This window comes from Rhodococcus sp. F64268 (assembly GCF_023015605.1).
Lineage (GTDB): Bacteria > Actinomycetota > Actinomycetes > Mycobacteriales > Mycobacteriaceae > Rhodococcus.
This window is the reverse complement of record NZ_JALKAI010000003.1, coordinates 325,485-341,855: the sequence shown is the minus strand read 5'-3', so window position 1 is coordinate 341,855 and position 16,371 is coordinate 325,485. Positions and strand designations below refer to the sequence as shown.

Below are 16,371 nucleotides of genomic sequence, written 5' to 3'. Positions count from 1 at the left end.
CTAGGTCGCGTTTTCCCAGTATGGGCGAACTCGGTGTTGACCCGTGTATATGCATCATGCATACCATGTGCTCAATACATATTACCCGCTGGTTTGGGTTTTTCTTTACTCGAAGACGGAGTTCGTTTCATGCAAGGTTCTGTCGAGGCGCCGGACGTGCGCCCCTCACTGCTGGTGGGGGTGCTCGCGTTCACTGGAATCGCCGGTGCCCTCACACAGACGCTGGTGGTTCCCCTCATCGGGCAGCTGCCCGTGATGCTGGACACGACCGCGTCCAACGCATCGTGGGTGATCACCATCACCCTGCTCACGGGCGCGGTCGCGACGCCCGTCATCGGACGCCTCGGCGACACGTACGGCAAGCGCCGAATGCTGCTGATCTGCACGGTTCCGTTGATCCTCGGCGCCATCATGTGTGCGCTGTCGTCATCGCTGCTGCCGATGCTTCTCGGTCGCGGACTGCAGGGGCTCGGTGTCGGCCTGATCCCGCTGGGCATCAGCCTGCTACGTGACGTCCTCCCGCCAGAGCGTCTTCACTCGTCGATCGCTCTGATGAGCGCGTCGATGGGTATCGGCGGCGCCCTCGGCCTCCCGGTCGCTGCAGCTGTCGCCGAGAACACGAGCTGGCGGGTGCTCTTCTGGGCAACGGCAGTCCTGAGTGCGGTTGTCTTCGTACTGCTGTGGAACGTGGTGCCCGATCGTCCCGGCAAAGCGAATCCCGGGCGTTTCGACATGGTGGGGGCCATCGGCCTGGGCATTGCGCTGACGGCTTTGCTGGTTGCCGTGTCGAAGGGCGCCGACTGGGGGTGGGGGAGTGCGACGACACTGGAACTGTTCGCTCTCGCTGCGGTCGTGCTGGTGGCATGGGGCTGGTGGGAACTGCGCCGTCCCGAACCCCTCGTCGATCTGAGAATCGCGGCCCGGCCCGCAGTGTTGCTGACCAACGCGGCATCGGTCGTCGTCGGTTTCGGGATGTACGCGCAGTCGCTGATCATTCCCCAGTTGCTTCAGCTGCCCACCGAAACCGGATACGGACTCGGCCAGTCGATGCTGGCGATGGGTCTGTGGATGGCGCCGGGCGGACTGATGATGATGGCGGTCTCGCCGATCGCGGGCAAACTGTCGTCGGCCCGCGGGCCGAAGGTCTCCCTGTTCGTAGGATGCGTGATCATCGCGATCGCGTACGGCTCCTCCCAGCTGCTCATGGGCTCGACGTGGGGCCTGATGATCGTTGCGGCGATCTGCAGCACCGGCGTCGGGTTCGCTTACGGTGCAATGCCCGCGCTGATCATGGCGGCGGTGCCGCAGACCGAGACGGCGTCGGCCAACAGCGTCAACTCCCTGATGCGCGCGATGGGCACGTCGATCTCGGCCGCTGTCGTCGGCGTCGTACTGGCACAGATGAGTGTTCAGGTGGGTGCCTACACCATTCCGACCGAATCGGGCTTCCGGACCGGTCTGCTCATCGGATGCGGTGTCGCACTGGTCGCTGCCGTCATCACGCTCACGATTCCGGTGGCCAAGCGGAAGCAACTCGACAAGGTCGACGAAGCGGTCCCTGTCCGGGTCTGAAACGTGTCGCGGTGGGCGGTCATCGTATGAAGGTCGCCCACCGCACGACACTTTCCTCCCGTTGCCTGGGTTGCCGTAGGTCGTGAGGCAACGGAAACTCGGACAAGTGGGGGAAAGTGTCGAGGTGGGCGGTCCTCGTGGGAGGCCGCCCACTGTCGTCGCTAGGCTCGAGGCGTGTCGAGAACAGGCCGCAGTCCACACCGTATGACGCGAGCGTCGCGGGGAGTCCCCTCCGCTCGTATCCCGACTGCCCTCGCCCTGACCTGGGCACGTCTCTGGGGCGGTGCGGTGACGTTCGACGACGAGTTCGGTCTCTACGTGAGTACCGGTATGCGTGGCGGATTCGCGCGCGGCGGCACCACCATCGGGGGAGTGTTCCTCACCCGCACGATGCCCTCGCGTCGGCTGCTTCGCCACGAGGCCGTCCACGCCGATCAGTGGGCACGTCACGGACTCGGTTTCGCGGTGCGCTATCTGTGGGAGGAAGTACACAACCCCGGTTCGCGCAACAAGTTCGAAATCGAAGCGGGGCTCGAGGACGGCGGCTACCGCACCTGAAGACGCTACGTTTGCGAATTGAATCCGACGCTTCAATTCACACGGCTGGATGCCTGGCCAGGTACTCGTCGATCGCAGCTCGAATGACAGCACTCATCGGCCGCCCAGTCCGTTCGGCGTACTCCGCCAACCGACGCCGATCGGTCTCGGTGAGTCGAACGGCAAGGGCCGGGTTTCTTCGGCAGCATCCCCACTGCGGGGCCGGCCGGGGCGATAGTCCGGACGCACCTCAACCGAGTTGTCGAGCACGTCATACTCGCCGACCTCCACCGCATCAGCGAGACGGGATCCCAATGCGTGCGGAGAATATCGGCATGCTCTGGTGGTAGATATACGGAGGTGTTCGTCCCAGTGGATCCGAAGGGGCGTCCTTGCGCCCAGCGCCGCGGCAGATGCGGTATTCGGGGTGGTGGAGGTTCAGAAAGGCGTTGGAACTCCACTCGTATGCTCCCGAATCTGTTTCCGCACTCATTGACGTAGTGATACCCGAACTCGTTTGCAATGCCATTGATTCGGGCCACTGTGAGGGTGAACTCGCGCGGATCGAGCGTGACGAGGGCCGCGGCCCGTTCTCTGCGACCGTCTTCTTGGAACGGGTGAGTCCGTCACGGCGAGTGGGCCTCGACAGCATGAGTAGCTCACCCTCGAGGTTGGGGCGGCCCCGAAACGAGCGCGTCATTCGGCGGGGTAGAGACGGCGAAAGCAGAAGCACGGTGCGTTTTTCGACGATCGGATTCTGGGCATATACGACCATGCGAAGGCATATCCGCGCTCGTGTGCAATGTCGGCGAGGTATACCGGATCCTCCAAGGGGCCCCGTACGCGTACGAGGTCGCGGCCGTCGAAAAAGTACCTGGTCGCTCTGTATAGATCCGGACGCGGCGAGCTGGTTGCGGCCCGAATTCCGTTATGCGCTGAAAACCCCTGTGGGTAACCGGCGTGCTGCGTGCCGGTGGGGAAGTGCTGGGGGTGCGTCGCGGTCGGAACCTGGGGAAGGGGGGACGGTCGCCAACGAATCGAAACGATAGGGATCCGCGGAGGGGGGCGGCAGGGCAGGAACTGGAACGCGATTCGAGTGCTGCCATAGGCATGGCCGCGTTCTCCTATGTAGTGGTAGCCATAGGTGTTGGCGATACCGTTCATGCGAGCCACTGTGACCGTAAATTCTCTGGGGTCGATTGTGGCAATGGGGCTGCCGTCGAAAATTGCGCGGATCTGTGTTTCTTGAATGTCGATAGCAGGTGCTTTTTTGATACCTCTTCGTACCTTCCAGCGGTGACCGACTCGATAATCGTAGAAGGCAACGTAATACAGAAAGGCCACGAGCAGCGCCACGCTTGCCCACCAGCTGGCGGTGTAAGCGCCGGTATCGCCTGATGCGACTATTGCGGTCAATGGTGTCGGCAGATGCAACGCTCACCTCTCGGCTCGGTCGGAGTGGGCATCGTCGGAGGATCCGATGCGGATGCTGTCGACCATCGTCAGCGCGATGTCCACGAACCGGGGCCACAGTTCGCGCGATGAACTACTGAGATCGAGCACAGCCATCTCGGCACCTCCAGGCAGCGGAACCAGGGCTTGGAACGAATCGGAAGTGATCAGGACCGCTTTGCCGTTGACCGTCATGTCCCCCGGCAGATCGAACAGGGATGCCCTCAGCGCGAGGACGACCGGTCCGCATCCGAGTCGGCGGTATTGAACCACCGCGGCAGGGTTGGCCCGAGCCAGTGTGTCCGCCAATGCTCGTGCGAGTTCATCCCGTGCTTCGGGTCGATTGAAGGGGCCGCGTCTGTCAGGAAGGCGCCGAACGGCCAGCGTCACAGCGGCGAACTCGCTCGGCTCGGAATCAGGCAGGGCGAGGGCGCCGGCCAGCACCAGGTCGCAATGCGACAGGAGTTCGCTTGTTGCGAGAACACTGGAGATGTCGGCCTTCGAGTCTTGTGTAGTGGCTGAGGCGACAAGAGCCTCGGCTGCGGCTGTCCTCAGCGGAATATCCCTTTGGAGCGGAATGAGAGAGAGCCCTGACGGGAGATCGAGTTGCAGTCTCACGACGACTCCCGAACAAGAGTGTTGAAGGCTGAACCGGATATCGGACCGAAAATGAGAGTGCTCAATTGTTCGGAAGGGGTATCAGGGAGTACGTACTTGTTGACGTCCTGAAAGATGTTGGTCACCCCTTCAGCGCCGGTCAGTTGTGCAGCAATCGGGACGGTAAGTGCGGTACCCGCGCCGGTCCTGCCTGCTGCTTTGTCGACCACTTCAAGCTGCGCTTGCCGGACGGCCGCGGCAGCAGCGCCCGGGGCGTCCCCGATGCTGTCGGCGCCTTTGACGACCATCCCGGCGCCGTCTCCCAGCGTCGAAGCAACCTTGCCGATCCCGCCTGTGGCGACCCCGACGATATCGACCACGAATGTTGTTGCGGTCACTTCGGCTCCGGCTGCCTTCGCGAGTGCGTGCCCCGCGAGCGCAGCGACGCCCAATCCGAGAGCCGCCGTTCCGAGCGGTCCGCTGATGGCGGGAAAGTAGAACGTGACCGCTGCCGCAGCGCCGAGGACAGAACTCAAAGTAGCGAGGGTGTTCGACAACTCGTTGATGAGATCGGCATTGTCCTGCACGTAATCCCAGATGTCCTCGAACAGCTCGCCGACGTCGTCGAGGAAGTCGTCGAGGCGACGCCCGAGCCGTTCGAAGAGTCCTTCGTCGGGTGCCTGTTCGGCGGCCTTACGGAGGACACGTGTGGTCTCGTCCACGAGTCCGCGATGTTGCGTTCGGAGCGATTCGGCGCGCGCGATGATGTCGTCGAGTGTGGTGCGGGCGCGGTCCAACTCCGCGACGGCACTGTCGAGCCGGGCCTGTGCAGCTGCCAACCGGTCGGGATCGGAGTACGTGCGATGACGTTCCTGCAGCGCAGGATTGGATTCCGCCGCAGCAACATTGCTGCGTGCGACCCGAGCAAGCTCTTCGAGGCTCACTGCCTTTTTCTGCAGCGAGACAAGGTCGTCGCTCCATGCCTCGAGCGCCCGACCGGCCTGCTGGAGTGAGGAGCCGGCGGTGTCGAGTATCGGTGGAAGTTCGGCGCTTCGAGCGCGGAATGCTGTCGCAGCGGTCGACCGCCAGATGCCGTCGCTGTGCCCCATCCGGGCCAGTGCTCGGTGCGCCTCGTCGAGCGTGCGTGCGGTGGTGCGCAGTTGGGTAGCGACCGAACCGACCGTGGCCGGATTGCCCGGGGCAGGGTCGAAGCCGAGGTTCGGGAACAGCGCGGCATTCGAATCGCCCGACGTGCCGGGTGCCGACATCAGAAGTCTCCCAGCAGTACGACAGGGGGCCGGGCGGGTGGAGGTGCGGCATTCCCGGCGGAGTCGTCCCCGTCGGGCAGTGCCGAACCGACCGCGCCCAATGCTGCAGCGGTGGCATGAACCTGAGCGCTGTAGGCATCGCACGTCTCTGTCAGTGCGACCGCGAGGCCGTCTGTGGCCGACGCGATCTTGCGGATACCGTCCTGCCAGCGGTCACGGAAATCGGCTGCAGCGCGATCCAATTCGGCGCAGCCGAGGTCCTGACCGCTGATCGATCCGAGGACATCGACCGCCGCCGACATGTCGTCCGATGCCGTGTCGAGCGTCGACGCGAGCATGGCAACGGCCACGACGTCGATGAACAGTTCTTCTGATGGTGAGCCCCCCGGCACGAATCCCCCTACGTGTCTTCTCCGGCGAGGAGACTACCGCACGGGGCCGACCTCACTTCCATGGTGCGGAACGAGGGTGTGCGTCATGCGTCCAATCGTGCGGTGATCTTCTCGCTCTCGACGCGACGGCCGATCGCGGCACGGTCGGGATTGCTGACCTGGACCAGGGAAGCTCCGACGGAGAGCACCGAGATCAACCCGTCGACGAGTTCGTCGACGGTGGTCCAGTCGCGACTCGACAACACACGGTCGGTGCCGGTGATCCCGGATCGTGACGCAGACTCCTGTGCTGCCGCAAGGAGATCGGCGACCGTGCGACCGTCGAGCGCGGCGTCGCCGGCACCGGACGGACGGAACTGGTCGCCGTGCAGCCGCACATTGGTGGCGTAATCGGTGACACCCGGGGGCAGGTCGGGAACGGGGCGTCCGAATGCGTCCAGTGACAGCGCCGCCACCTCGGCGACATCGTCGACCTCGTCGAGTCGGTCCGGGGTGACGAGCGCGAGCTCCGCGTCGGGGTCGGCGTCGAGGACGACCTCCGCACCGGCCCACCACGCGCCGAGCAGGACCGCAGCGCTCTGCCAATGCGCGGGTAGCAGCACCGACACCCGGCCGCCGGGCAGGATCCCGAACTCGTCACGGATCATGTTGGCGGTCTTGGCTGCCCAGTTCGCGAGCGTGATCGCAGACAGTTCGATCCGTGCGCCGGTCGCGTCGTCGTACCACGTGATGCGCGGACCGGCGGGATCGGACGCAAGGATCGGGTCGAGCAGGGCGGCGGTCAAGGTGGTCACGGAAACCTCGTTCTGGGAGTCGTATCGGGATGGATCAATTGACGCAGCGCGGCCCGTCGGACCCGGCGTCGATGGGCGGTGCGGCCGGCGCGGGCGTCGCCGACTCACCTGCTGGCATCACGTCGGATTGCGTCGTCGTGCCCGACGTGGATGCCGAGCTCGACCCGGAGTAGGACGACGAACCAGGTCCGGTGTAGTCGTCGGCGAGCACGAGTTCGACGGTGCCCGCCGGGAGGCTCGGGTCGGAGTCGATGTCGACATCCCCGAGTGCCGCCGCGACGGCCAGCGCCTCGTCGGAGTCGGGGTCGGCTGCATACAGAGTGGTCGAGGACATCGCGGAGCCCGCGTAGTTGCCGACCACACCTTCGCTGTAGCCTTCGGAACTCATCGCCAGCGACACCGCGGACGCCAATCCGGACACGCTGCCCGCGTTGGAGACGTTCACGGTCACGGACGACGGATCGATGTCGGGCGCCGGCGAGTCGCTGGTGGTCGTCTCCGACCCCTCGTAGTCTCCACCCACCAGGGCAGCGACATGCTCGCGCACCTCATCGGGATCGACCTGGACGACGGACTCGCCGTAGTCGGTCATCGCATTGATGTCCTGCACCGGAATCGTCGAGAACTGCACCGCACCACCCGCGAGATCCTGCATCTGGGTCGCGAGTTGCACGATGTCCCAATCCGAATCGAGCACCACTGAGCGTTGCACCGCTGCGGTCAATTGCGCCACCTTCGACGGATTGCTCAATGTCTTCGCGCTGAGAACCTTCTGCACGAGCGACGCCATGAACACCTGCTGACGCACGATCCGATCCAGATCTCCGCGCGGCAGGTCGTGACGCTGGCGGACGAAACTCAGCGCGTCGGACCCCTGAAGGGTCTGCTCGCCTGCTGCGAAGTGGGCGCCCGACAACGGTTCGTCGACCGCGGCGTTCAGACACACATCGACGCCGCCGACCGCATCGGTGAGCAGGACGAACCCGAGCAGACCGACCTCGGCGTAGTGATCGACCGTCACGCCGGTCAGGTCCGCGACCGATTCGATCAGCGCATCCCGGCCTGCCTTCGTGGAGGACTTCTCGACCGCCGCTTCGTCCTCGCCGGATTCGACGGCCTCGAGCCGGGCGAGTTCCTTCGTGGCGCCGTATGCGGCGTTGATCTTGGACATCCCGATGTCCGGCACTTCGACATACGTGTCACGAGGAATGGAGATGGCCGTCGCGGAACTTCCGTCGTTCGGCACCCGGATCAAGATGATGGTATCGGTGTTGTTGGCGACCTCCTCGCCGGCACGCAGTGCATCGAGTTCGCGTTGCGACAGAGGGTTGCCGTGCGCGTCGGTGCGGCTGTCGGTGCCCACCAAGAGGATGTCGAGGGCGCCGTCCTTGCCGTTTCCGAGGTTCAGGCCTTCGACCGATGCGAGCGAAGATGCGAACGAATCGTAGGTGCGCCATCCGACGCCGGTGGCGATCAGGACGAGTGCGGCGGCGACCGCGGCAGCGAACTGGCGTGGTCGTCCTGTGAACACCCGCGAGACACCCTGGGTGGCCTGGGGCATGGCGCGGTCACCGGCGGCGCGCCGCGAGGTGCTCGGCTCTCGTACGGGCCTGGACGACGAGCGCGTCGGACGCGTCCTGCGCCGCTCATCCGTGCTGGGGCGCCCCCTGGCACTGCGGCGGGGCGGCTCTGACGGCACGTGCGGTCCTCCTTCGGCTTGCGTCCGGGTACTCGATGAAGGTTACTGGTGGAATTCCCCGACGGGCGTGTTCGACACCGGCGTGCCAGACTCGGCCACGTGCGTAACGTTCTCGTGACCGGGGCCCACGGTCAGCTCGGTAGCCATGTGATCGACCTGGGGACGTCTTCGGGAAGTCCTGTTCGTGGCGTGGGCTCGGCCGAACTCGACATCACCGACGAGGCGGCGGTGGCTGCGGCCGTCGCGCCGGGGTCGGTGGTGATCAACTGCGCCGCATACACCGCGGTCGATGCAGCGGAGACCGACGAGGTTGCGGCCACGGCCGTCAACGGGCACGGTCCGGCCGTGCTCGCCCGGGCGTGCGCCGACGTCGGCGCGGCCCTGATCCATGTCTCCACCGACTACGTGTTCGCCGGCGACGCAACACAGCCGTATCCGGTCGATGCGCGCCCCGATCCGCGTAGCGCGTACGGGCGGTCCAAGCTGCTCGGTGAGCAGGCCGTTCGCGCGATCCTGCCGTCCGCGCACGTCGTGCGGACCGCGTGGGTCTACACCGGTGAGGGAAACGACTTCGTCGCGACGATGCGACGTCTCGAACGTGACCGCGACACCGTGCGTGTCGTCGACGACCAGCTGGGATGCCCCACCTATGCGCGCGATCTCGCTGCCGGCCTGCTCGAACTCGCCTTTCGCGCCGACTCCGATCCGGTGCCCGGGGGGATCCTGCATGCGACCAACGGGGGTGAGGCCACGTGGTACGACCTGGCGTGTGCGGTCTTCGCAGGTGTCGGCGCCGACCCGCACCGGGTCCTGCCCTGCACCAGCGACGAGTTCGTCCGTCCGGCTCCGCGTCCCGCGTATTCGGTGCTGGACGGGCAGTCCTGGTCGGCGGCCGGTCTCACGCCGCTCCGGCCGTGGCGGGAAGCGTTGGAGGCGGCGCTCGGCGCGCTGGATGCGCACGCGTGAGCTTCGCGAAGTCTGCCCGTGACTCGTCGCACACTGCTTCGGCCGCTATGGTTGCGCGCGTGGATTCGACGCTGGCCGTGGTGACGGTGACCTACTCGCCCGGCGAGCACCTGGAGAACTTCCTGACTTCGCTCACGACGGCGACCTCGCTGCCGACTCGCGTGATCATGGCAGACAACGGCTCGACCGACGGCACGCCGGAAGCGGCAGCGAAGGCGCATTCGAATGCGACCCTGCTGCATACCGGGGGGAACATCGGCTACGGCGGCGCAGTCAACCGTGCGGTTGCCGAGATCGACGAGTCGGCGGAGTTCGTGGTGGTCGCCAATCCCGACGTGCGCTGGGGCCCGGGATCACTGGACACCCTTCTCGATGCGGCGCAGCGGTGGCCGCGCGCCGGTTCGCTGGGGCCGCTGATCCGTGAACCGGACGGGACCATCTATCCGTCCGCGCGTACGGTGCCGACGCTGTCCTCCGGGGCAGGTCACGCATTGCTCGGTACGGTATGGCCCACGAACCCGTGGACGCAGCGTTACCGACAGGAGAACGAAGCGATCAGCGAGCGGCCCGTAGGTTGGCTTTCCGGATCCTGCTTGCTTCTTCGCCGTGCCGCGTTCGACAGCGTCGACGGATTCGATTCCCGATACTTCATGTACATGGAGGATGTGGACCTCGGCGATCGTCTCGGGCGAGCCGGCTGGCACAACGTCTATGTTCCGTCCGCGGAGGTCACTCACGCGAAGGGACATGCCGCAGGACGCCACCCGGAATTGATGCTTCCGGCGCACCATGAGAGTGCGTACCGATTCCAGGCAGATCGGCATCCGCATCCGTGGCAGGCACCGTTGCGCTGGGCGCTGCGTGGTGGCCTCGCGGTGCGATCCAAGATGGTGGTTGCTTCGGCTGTACGCGAGCGCGATGCAGGCAAGGTCGGTCATGAGGGGACCGATCTCGACGAGAAACAGGGGAGACCATGACGAGTGCTGCCGCACCGCATACCGACGCGGTGATTCTGGTCGGGGGCCAGGGAACGCGGCTTCGCCCGCTGACCCTGTCGGCGCCGAAGCCGATGCTGCCCACCGCGGGACTGCCGTTCCTGACACATCTGCTCGCGCGGATTCGTGAGGCCGGAATCAAGCATGTGGTTCTCGGCACGTCGTTCAAGGCGGAGGTTTTCGAGGAACACTTCGCGGACGGATCGGATCTCGGCCTCGAGATCGAGTACGTCACCGAAACCGAGCCGCTCGGGACCGGCGGGGGCATCCGCAACGTGCTGCCGAAGCTTCGCGCAGAGAACGTCATGGTGTTCAACGGCGACGTGCTCGGTGGAACAGATCTCGGGGCCGTACTCGACACCCACGTCCGCACCGAGGCGGATGTCACCTTGCATCTTGTTCGCGTGGGCGACCCCCGCGCGTTCGGCTGCGTGCCGACCGATGCCGACGGCCGGGTCACCGCTTTCCTCGAGAAGACCCAGGATCCGCCGACCGATCAGATCAACGCGGGCTGCTACGTGTTCCGTCGCGAGATCATCGAGGCGATCCCCGAAGGCCGTCCGGTGTCGGTCGAGCGCGAGGTGTTCCCCGCACTCCTGACGGAGGGCAGGAAGCTTTTCGGCCACGTCGACGCCGCGTATTGGCGCGACATGGGCACCCCGGAGGACTTCGTGCGTGGTTCGGCAGATCTGGTGCGCGGTATCGCTCCGTCACCGGCACTGCCGGGTCAGCGTGGTGAGTCGCTGGTGCATCCCGGTGCGTCCGTTGCGCCGGGTGCGTTGCTCATCGGTGGCACGGTGGTCGGCCGCGGCGCCGAAATCGGCGCGGGTGCGCGCCTCGACGGTGCGGTGATCTTCGACGGCGCGCGGGTCGAGGCCGGTGCGGTGATCGAGCGTACGATCGTCGGTTTCGGTGTGCGAGTGGGTCCGCGTGCCTTGATTCGCGACGGTGTGATCGGCGACGGTGCCGATATCGGTGCGCGCTGCGAACTGCTACGAGGTGCGCGGGTATGGCCCGGGGTCCAGATCCCGGATGGAGGAATCAGGTTCAGCACAGATGTCTGACTTCGAGACTGCCGCGACCTACACGAAGTACGTGGCGTTGGGGGATTCGTTCACCGAGGGAGTGGGAGACGATGATCCGTCCCGCCCGAACGGTGTGCGCGGGTGGGCCGACCGTGTCGCTGAGCAGCTCGCTCGCGGCAACGACGGATTCGGCTATGCCAACCTCGCAATCCGTGGTCGGTTGCTCCGGCAGATCCTCGACGAACAGCTCGATGCTGCACTTGCACTCGAACCCGACCTCGTGACGATCTATGCGGGCGGCAACGACATCATGAGGCCCGGCCTGGATCTCGATGTGCTCGTCGCGCAGTACGAGGAGGCGATCGCCGCGCTCACCGGCTCCGGCGCCCGGGTGCTGATGTGGACGGCGTACGACGTCGGCTGGGCCCCGGTGTTCCGGCATCTGCGGGGACGGGTCGCCATCTACAACGAACTCGTCCGTGAGGTCGCCGACCGCCACGGTGCGACGCTGGTCGACTATTGGCGGTTCTCCGAATACCGGGACTACCGCATGTGGGACTTCGATCGCTTGCACATGTCGCCGGAAGGGCACCGCAACATGGCGATCAGGGTGTTGGACACGCTCGGAGCGCAACACGAGATCGAGCCTGTGGAACTCGGACCGGCAGCGGTCGTGGCTCGCCCGGAGCAGCGTCGAGCCGACGCCAAGTGGGCGCGCGAGTTCTTGATGCCGTGGGTCCGGCGACGCGTCCGCGGCGAATCGTCGGGGGACGGGATCGCTCCGAAGCGTCCGGTCCCCGCGCCCATCGACCTGTAGCGGGCCGTCCGCCGGTAGATCAGCGGCGGGCGGCAGCGAGCCGTACGAGGTGTTCGATCGTCTCGTGTTCGGCATCGGCAGGCAACGCGTCGACCGGCCACCACTGCAGGTCGGTCGACTCGTTGCTGCGGACCGGTACCGAGCCCACCGGTGCGGTGACGAGGAACCTCAGATCGAGGTGTCGTGTGGGCTTGCCGAGTGAGCACGTGATCGGATGCGTATGCGCCGAGAGCAGGTTCGGGTCGATCGTGAGGTTGTCGATCCCCGATTCTTCCGAAGCCTCACGAAGTGCGGCATCGACGACGGTCTCGTCGCTTTGTTCGCAGTGCCCACCGAGCTGGATCCACCTGCCCACCCGCGGATGCAGCGTGAGCAGCACATTGCGATGATCGGCGTCGAGTACGAGCGACGACGCGGTGATGTGCCCGGGAACGTGCGAACGCAGGCAGCCGCCGGGTGCGGAATCGAGGAACGCGAGCATCGTGTGTTTCAAGGACTCTGCGTTCTCCGAATCCGTGCGCCACGCGTCCAGGCGCTCGAGTGCGGATGCGTGCAACGACTCGGCCGACACGGTTACAGCTCCCGCAGGGAGTCGCCGGGCTCCGAGACCTCGCGAGGCCGCGGCTCGTCTTTCGGGTATCCCACCGCGATCGCGCCGAGAGGCGACCAATCGTCGGGAAGATCGAGTTCTCTACGCACGACCTCGGGCGCGAAGATCGTCGATCCGATCCAGCAGCTACCCAGGCCACGTGTGGCGAGTGCGACGAGTAGACCTTGTACGGCAGCGCCCGCGGCGACGGTGAACATCGTGGCTTCGGCGGCGGTGCGGCGCGCATCCGGGTACTCGTGGGCCCCGTCGGGAACCCAGAACGGCACCAGCACTTCGGGCGCGTCGTAGAGGATCGATCCGCGGGCGAGACGGCGTTCGATGGCCACGGGCTCGAGTCCGTCGCCCGCGAGGTCGTCGGCCCAGCGGTCACGCATGCCGTCGAGCAGACGTCGTCGTACCTGTTCGGTGCGCACCCATACGAACCGAACCGGGCGGGTGTGGTGGGGCGCCGGCGCGGTGAGTGCTTCGGCAACTGCGTCGCGTAGGTCTTCGGGGTCGACCGGGTCGGCGGAGAATTCGCGTACCGACCGGCGCAACAGCAGTGCTTCGCGTCGGCCCCGTTCGAGCGCCTCGGCGGTGCCGAGCCAGAAGAGGTCGTCCTCTCCGCCGCGTACGAGTGCGCGTGCGGTGGAACCATCGTCGGGAAGGTCGAGGCCGCGAACCACTGCGACCGGGACTCCGCCGAGCTTGCCTTTGACGAGATCACCCGCGGCCGCGATCTCGTCGGCGAGTGCGACCGACGTGACCATGAGTTCGTTGCCCTGCGAGTCGTGGGAGCCCTCGTAGCCGTGGAGTACCGGTAGCCCGGCGGATCCGATCGCGGCGTCGGTCTGCCCGACACGCCACGCGCGGCCCATGGTGTCGGTGACCACCACGCCGACCCGCGCTCCGAGTAGTTCCAGGATCCGAGCGCGCAGCGTCGCTGCGCTGGCATCGGGATTCTCGGGCAGCAGCGCGAGTTCCGCGCCGTCGACGTTGGAGCCGTCGATGCCCGACGCGGCCTGCACTATGCCGAGCTTGTTCTCGGTGATCAGTGTGCGGCCCTTCTGGGCGAGCACCCGCACCGCTTCCTGGGTGACGAGGCGCCGACGGAGTGCGTCGCGTGCGTCGGGGTCGGTGGGGGAGGGCACGATGCGCCCCTCGGTCTTCGACAGGACCTTGCTGGTGACCACCAGGATGTCGCCGTCGACGATCCACGGCGCGGCGGCGACGAGCGCGGCGGCGAGGTCGTCGCCGGGTCGGAACTCCGGTAGGCCGGTGACCGGTCTGATCTCGACGGGGCCGCCCGGCGCGTGGTCACGCACGGAGGTGTCGGTCGCGCTGTCTGCGGGCATCACAATTGCACTCCGGCGAGTTCCAGTGCGGCGCGGGCCATCTCGGCGGTCGCGTCGACGTCGGTCATCAGCAGTGGCACGCTTCGTACCTCGACGCCGGGAACATCGGCCTCGTCGGTCGAATGCACGAGCCAGCCGTCGAGGATTCCGGTGCCACTGCGGGCTCCGTAGTGCCTGCCCACTGCCTCGGCGGTGGTGTCGACTCCGATCACGTCGAGGCACGCGTCGGCCATGCCTCGTAGCGGCTTACCTCCGATCACGGGGGACAGGCCGACGACCTTCGCCTTCGTGGTCCGTAGTGCGCCGCGGATGCCCGGCACGGCGAGGATCGCACCGACGCTCACGACGGGGTTCGACGGCGCAAGAACGACCACGTCGGCGGACTCGATGGCGTCGAGGACGCCGGGTGCCGGTTTCGCGTCGTCGGCACCGATGTGGGCGAAGCTGTGGGTAGGAACCTGGGCGCGGTGACGCACCCACCATTCCTCGAAGTGGATCGCGCGCTGCATGCCGTCGGCGGCATCGGTGATTACCACGTGGGTCTCACTGCGGTCGTCGGATGCCGGTAGCAACGTGACGCCGGGCTTCCATCGTGCGCACAGCGCTTCGGTGACAGCGGAGAGCGGATATCCCGTGCGCAGCATCCTCGTGCGGATCAGATGGGTGGCGATATCGCGGTCGCCGAGACCGAACCAGTCGGGGTCTGCGCCGTAGGCTGCGAGTTCTTCCTTGGCATTCCAGGTTTCGGCCTTTCGGCCCCATCCGCGCTCGGCGTCGATGCCGTCGCCGAGCGTGTACATGCATGTATCGAGATCGGGGCAGATCCTCAGGCCGTGCATCCACACGTCGTCACCGACGTTGACGACGGCAGTGATCCGATGCGGCGCGTCGGGGTCGATGTCCGAGCCCCGTGCGATGCCGAGGAATTCTCGCAGTCCTGTGAGGAAACGGGCACCGCCGACACCTCCGACCAATACAGTCACATTCACGGGGCCAGCCTATGCGGTGCGCGCGGTACCCCGGCGAGCGCCGTCCTAAACCAAGAAATTGCAAAGTCGTCGATCGTAAGCGAGAAAATCCGTTCCGCTTGACCGCGACACGCCCGGCGTGTCTAATCACATATGTGTCATTCCGAGTTTCCGGATCGGGATCGATTGTGACGACGTCGCATTCGAGCAAGATTCGGGGGGTGGCAGAAAGATCCCGATCCGCGAAAGTTGCGGCGCTGCAGGTGAGGAGGCGGAGGATGGCCGACGAGCGCGAAGTTTTCGAGATCTCTCGGATCGATACTGCAGTCGAGAGTGTCTGCGACGACTCCGACAGTGGCACACCGATTCTGCAATTGATTACAGGATTTGGTGATTCGACGGATGTCGAGGAGCAGTGGCAGGAACGTGCACTGTGCGCACAGACCGACCCGGAGGCGTTCTTCCCTGAAAAGGGTGGTTCGACGCGGGAAGCGAAGCGCATCTGCCTGGGGTGTGAGGTTCGTGACGAATGTCTCGAATATGCGCTTGCTCACGACGAACGTTTCGGAATCTGGGGCGGGCTGTCCGAAAGGGAACGGCGGCGCCTCAAGCGCGGCATCGTCTGACGGTCTGGTCCGGCCCGGTACGGGGAGTACGGGCTTGATTCATCGGTGTCCGGGGACGATCCACGACGAAGGCCGGGTACTCGGGCGACCGAGTACCCGGCCTTCGCTGTATTCGTCTCCCGCCGGCGTCAGCTCTCGTCGCCGAGATCGCCCAGTTCCGGATCGATGACCTCCGGTTCGATGCCGAGGTAGGTCGCGACCTGATGGACGAGGACGTCGTGCACGAGGTGGGTGAGATCGTCGGGATCCTCGGCGCGGAGCTCGAGCGGGCGGCGGAACAACACGATCCGTGCGCGAGTCGCGGCGCCCCTGCGGTCGATCCCCGCGGGGACGAGCCGCGACAGCGGGACCGGTCCGTCGGCGACGACTTCGTCGGGCCAGTTCACCGAGTCGGGGTCGCGTGCGCGAATCTTGGGGACGTCGTCGACCGCAAGGTCGAGTTTCGTGAGGCGGTCGTGCCACTGAGCGTCGATCGGCGCGAACGCGCTGAGGACGAGGAGGTCGAACTTCTCGGCTCGGGACTTGCGCGCAGGCAGGTCGTGGGGAAACAGCGGTCCGCGGATTCCGCGACCGCGTCGCGTCACCGTGCGGGACGACACGGGAGTAGTACGACGTGCTCGGGCCATGCAGTGGAGATTACGACAGGGAGATTGCGGCAGCCGAAATCGGAGGGCTGCTCCCCGGTGTGTCCGAATAGTCCCGGGGCCGGTGACACGCTA

17 protein-coding genes and 1 pseudogene are annotated in these 16,371 nt (G+C 66.0%); 7 read left to right on the top strand and 11 right to left on the bottom strand.

Features of this window, described 5'->3' with window-relative positions:
- Positions 1-129 precede the first annotated feature (129 nt).
- Positions 130-1,572, top strand: a complete 1,443-nt coding sequence (locus MWU77_RS10100; protein WP_169685806.1) for an MFS transporter — start codon at positions 130-132, stop codon at positions 1,570-1,572.
- Positions 1,573-1,776: 204 nt separating this feature from the next.
- Positions 1,777-2,130 carry a hypothetical protein gene (locus MWU77_RS10095; protein ID WP_169686801.1) on the top strand — a complete coding sequence of 118 codons (354 nt, stop codon included), beginning with the start codon at positions 1,777-1,779 and terminating at the stop codon, positions 2,128-2,130.
- A gap of 37 nt (positions 2,131-2,167) precedes the next feature.
- On the opposite strand, the pseudogene MWU77_RS25120 reads toward MWU77_RS10095, so the two are convergent.
- The 7 genes and pseudogenes from MWU77_RS25120 to MWU77_RS10065 all read right to left on the bottom strand — a co-directional run.
- Positions 2,168-2,278: pseudogene (locus MWU77_RS25120) on the bottom strand (ribbon-helix-helix protein, CopG family); the annotation flags it as partial.
- Between the two features lie 527 nt (positions 2,279-2,805).
- Positions 2,806-3,465: a hypothetical protein gene (locus tag MWU77_RS10090; protein WP_206039469.1), complete on the bottom strand. Its 660-nt coding sequence runs from the start codon at positions 3,463-3,465 to the stop codon at positions 2,806-2,808.
- A gap of 81 nt (positions 3,466-3,546) precedes the next feature.
- Positions 3,547-4,179 carry a hypothetical protein gene (locus MWU77_RS10085; protein ID WP_169685812.1) on the bottom strand — a complete coding sequence of 211 codons (633 nt, stop codon included), beginning with the start codon at positions 4,177-4,179 and terminating at the stop codon, positions 3,547-3,549.
- Positions 4,176-5,426 (bottom strand): putative T7SS-secreted protein, encoded by a 1,251-nt coding sequence (locus tag MWU77_RS10080; protein ID WP_169685814.1) that lies wholly within the window; start codon positions 5,424-5,426, stop codon positions 4,176-4,178. The genes MWU77_RS10085 and MWU77_RS10080 overlap by 4 nt, the downstream gene beginning before the upstream one ends.
- Positions 5,426-5,818, bottom strand: coding sequence for a hypothetical protein (locus MWU77_RS10075; protein ID WP_169685816.1), 393 nt, complete (start codon positions 5,816-5,818; stop codon positions 5,426-5,428). Before MWU77_RS10075 ends, MWU77_RS10080 begins: the two co-directional genes overlap by 1 nt.
- Before the next feature lie 83 nt (positions 5,819-5,901).
- A complete protein-coding gene (locus tag MWU77_RS10070; protein WP_169685818.1) occupies positions 5,902-6,612 on the bottom strand; it encodes a TIGR03089 family protein in 711 nt (236 codons plus the stop codon).
- 34 nt (positions 6,613-6,646) lie between these two features.
- Positions 6,647-8,173 carry an LCP family protein gene (locus MWU77_RS10065; protein ID WP_247273560.1) on the bottom strand — a complete coding sequence of 509 codons (1,527 nt, stop codon included), beginning with the start codon at positions 8,171-8,173 and terminating at the stop codon, positions 6,647-6,649.
- Between the two features lie 237 nt (positions 8,174-8,410).
- Between MWU77_RS10065 and rfbD the strand changes: the two genes are divergently transcribed.
- From rfbD to MWU77_RS10045, 4 genes are read left to right on the top strand one after another with little or no spacing between them, the layout of a single operon-like run.
- Positions 8,411-9,277, top strand: a complete 867-nt coding sequence (gene rfbD / locus MWU77_RS10060) for a dTDP-4-dehydrorhamnose reductase (protein ID WP_247273559.1) — start codon at positions 8,411-8,413, stop codon at positions 9,275-9,277.
- A gap of 59 nt (positions 9,278-9,336) precedes the next feature.
- Positions 9,337-10,254, top strand: coding sequence for a glycosyltransferase family 2 protein (locus MWU77_RS10055; protein WP_169685823.1), 918 nt, complete (start codon positions 9,337-9,339; stop codon positions 10,252-10,254).
- Entirely contained in the window at positions 10,251-11,336 is a 1,086-nt protein-coding gene (locus tag MWU77_RS10050) for a sugar phosphate nucleotidyltransferase (RefSeq protein WP_247273558.1), read from the top strand. The genes MWU77_RS10055 and MWU77_RS10050 overlap by 4 nt, the downstream gene beginning before the upstream one ends.
- Positions 11,329-12,114, top strand: a complete 786-nt coding sequence (locus MWU77_RS10045) for an SGNH/GDSL hydrolase family protein (RefSeq protein WP_247273557.1) — start codon at positions 11,329-11,331, stop codon at positions 12,112-12,114. Before MWU77_RS10050 ends, MWU77_RS10045 begins: the two co-directional genes overlap by 8 nt.
- Positions 12,115-12,133: 19 nt before the next feature.
- Here MWU77_RS10045 and MWU77_RS10040 read toward each other — a convergent pair whose 3' ends face one another.
- From MWU77_RS10040 to cofD, 3 genes are read right to left on the bottom strand one after another with little or no spacing between them, the layout of a single operon-like run.
- Positions 12,134-12,685, bottom strand: coding sequence for an NUDIX hydrolase (locus MWU77_RS10040; protein WP_169685826.1), 552 nt, complete (start codon positions 12,683-12,685; stop codon positions 12,134-12,136).
- Between the two features lie 2 nt (positions 12,686-12,687).
- Positions 12,688-14,058, bottom strand: coding sequence for a coenzyme F420-0:L-glutamate ligase (locus MWU77_RS10035; RefSeq protein WP_247273556.1), 1,371 nt, complete (start codon positions 14,056-14,058; stop codon positions 12,688-12,690).
- Entirely contained in the window at positions 14,058-15,047 is a 990-nt protein-coding gene (gene cofD / locus MWU77_RS10030; RefSeq protein WP_247273555.1) for a 2-phospho-L-lactate transferase, read from the bottom strand. Before cofD ends, MWU77_RS10035 begins: the two co-directional genes overlap by 1 nt.
- Before the next feature lie 344 nt (positions 15,048-15,391).
- Between cofD and MWU77_RS10025 the strand changes: the two genes are divergently transcribed.
- Positions 15,392-15,652: a WhiB family transcriptional regulator gene (locus tag MWU77_RS10025; protein ID WP_169686803.1), complete on the top strand. Its 261-nt coding sequence runs from the start codon at positions 15,392-15,394 to the stop codon at positions 15,650-15,652.
- Positions 15,653-15,780: 128 nt separating this feature from the next.
- On the opposite strand, the gene MWU77_RS10020 is transcribed toward MWU77_RS10025, so the two are convergent.
- Positions 15,781-16,278 (bottom strand): metallopeptidase family protein, encoded by a 498-nt coding sequence (locus tag MWU77_RS10020; RefSeq protein ID WP_247273554.1) that lies wholly within the window; start codon positions 16,276-16,278, stop codon positions 15,781-15,783.
- Positions 16,279-16,371: the final 93 nt, after the last annotated feature.

Coding starts and splice junctions, on each gene's coding strand:
- MWU77_RS10095 (WP_169686801.1), top strand. CDS start 1,777: ATGACGCGAGCGTCGCGGGGAGTCCCCTCCGCTCGTATCCCGACTGCC.
- MWU77_RS10035 (WP_247273556.1), bottom strand. CDS start 14,058: ATGCCCGCAGACAGCGCGACCGACACCTCCGTGCGTGACCACGCGCCG.
- MWU77_RS10045 (WP_247273557.1), top strand. CDS start 11,329: ATGTCTGACTTCGAGACTGCCGCGACCTACACGAAGTACGTGGCGTTG.
- MWU77_RS10065 (WP_247273560.1), bottom strand. CDS start 8,173: ATGCCCCAGGCCACCCAGGGTGTCTCGCGGGTGTTCACAGGACGACCA.
- MWU77_RS10080 (WP_169685814.1), bottom strand. CDS start 5,426: ATGTCGGCACCCGGCACGTCGGGCGATTCGAATGCCGCGCTGTTCCCG.
- MWU77_RS10020 (WP_247273554.1), bottom strand. CDS start 16,278: ATGGCCCGAGCACGTCGTACTACTCCCGTGTCGTCCCGCACGGTGACG.
- MWU77_RS10100 (WP_169685806.1), top strand. CDS start 130: ATGCAAGGTTCTGTCGAGGCGCCGGACGTGCGCCCCTCACTGCTGGTG.
- MWU77_RS10050 (WP_247273558.1), top strand. CDS start 10,251: ATGACGAGTGCTGCCGCACCGCATACCGACGCGGTGATTCTGGTCGGG.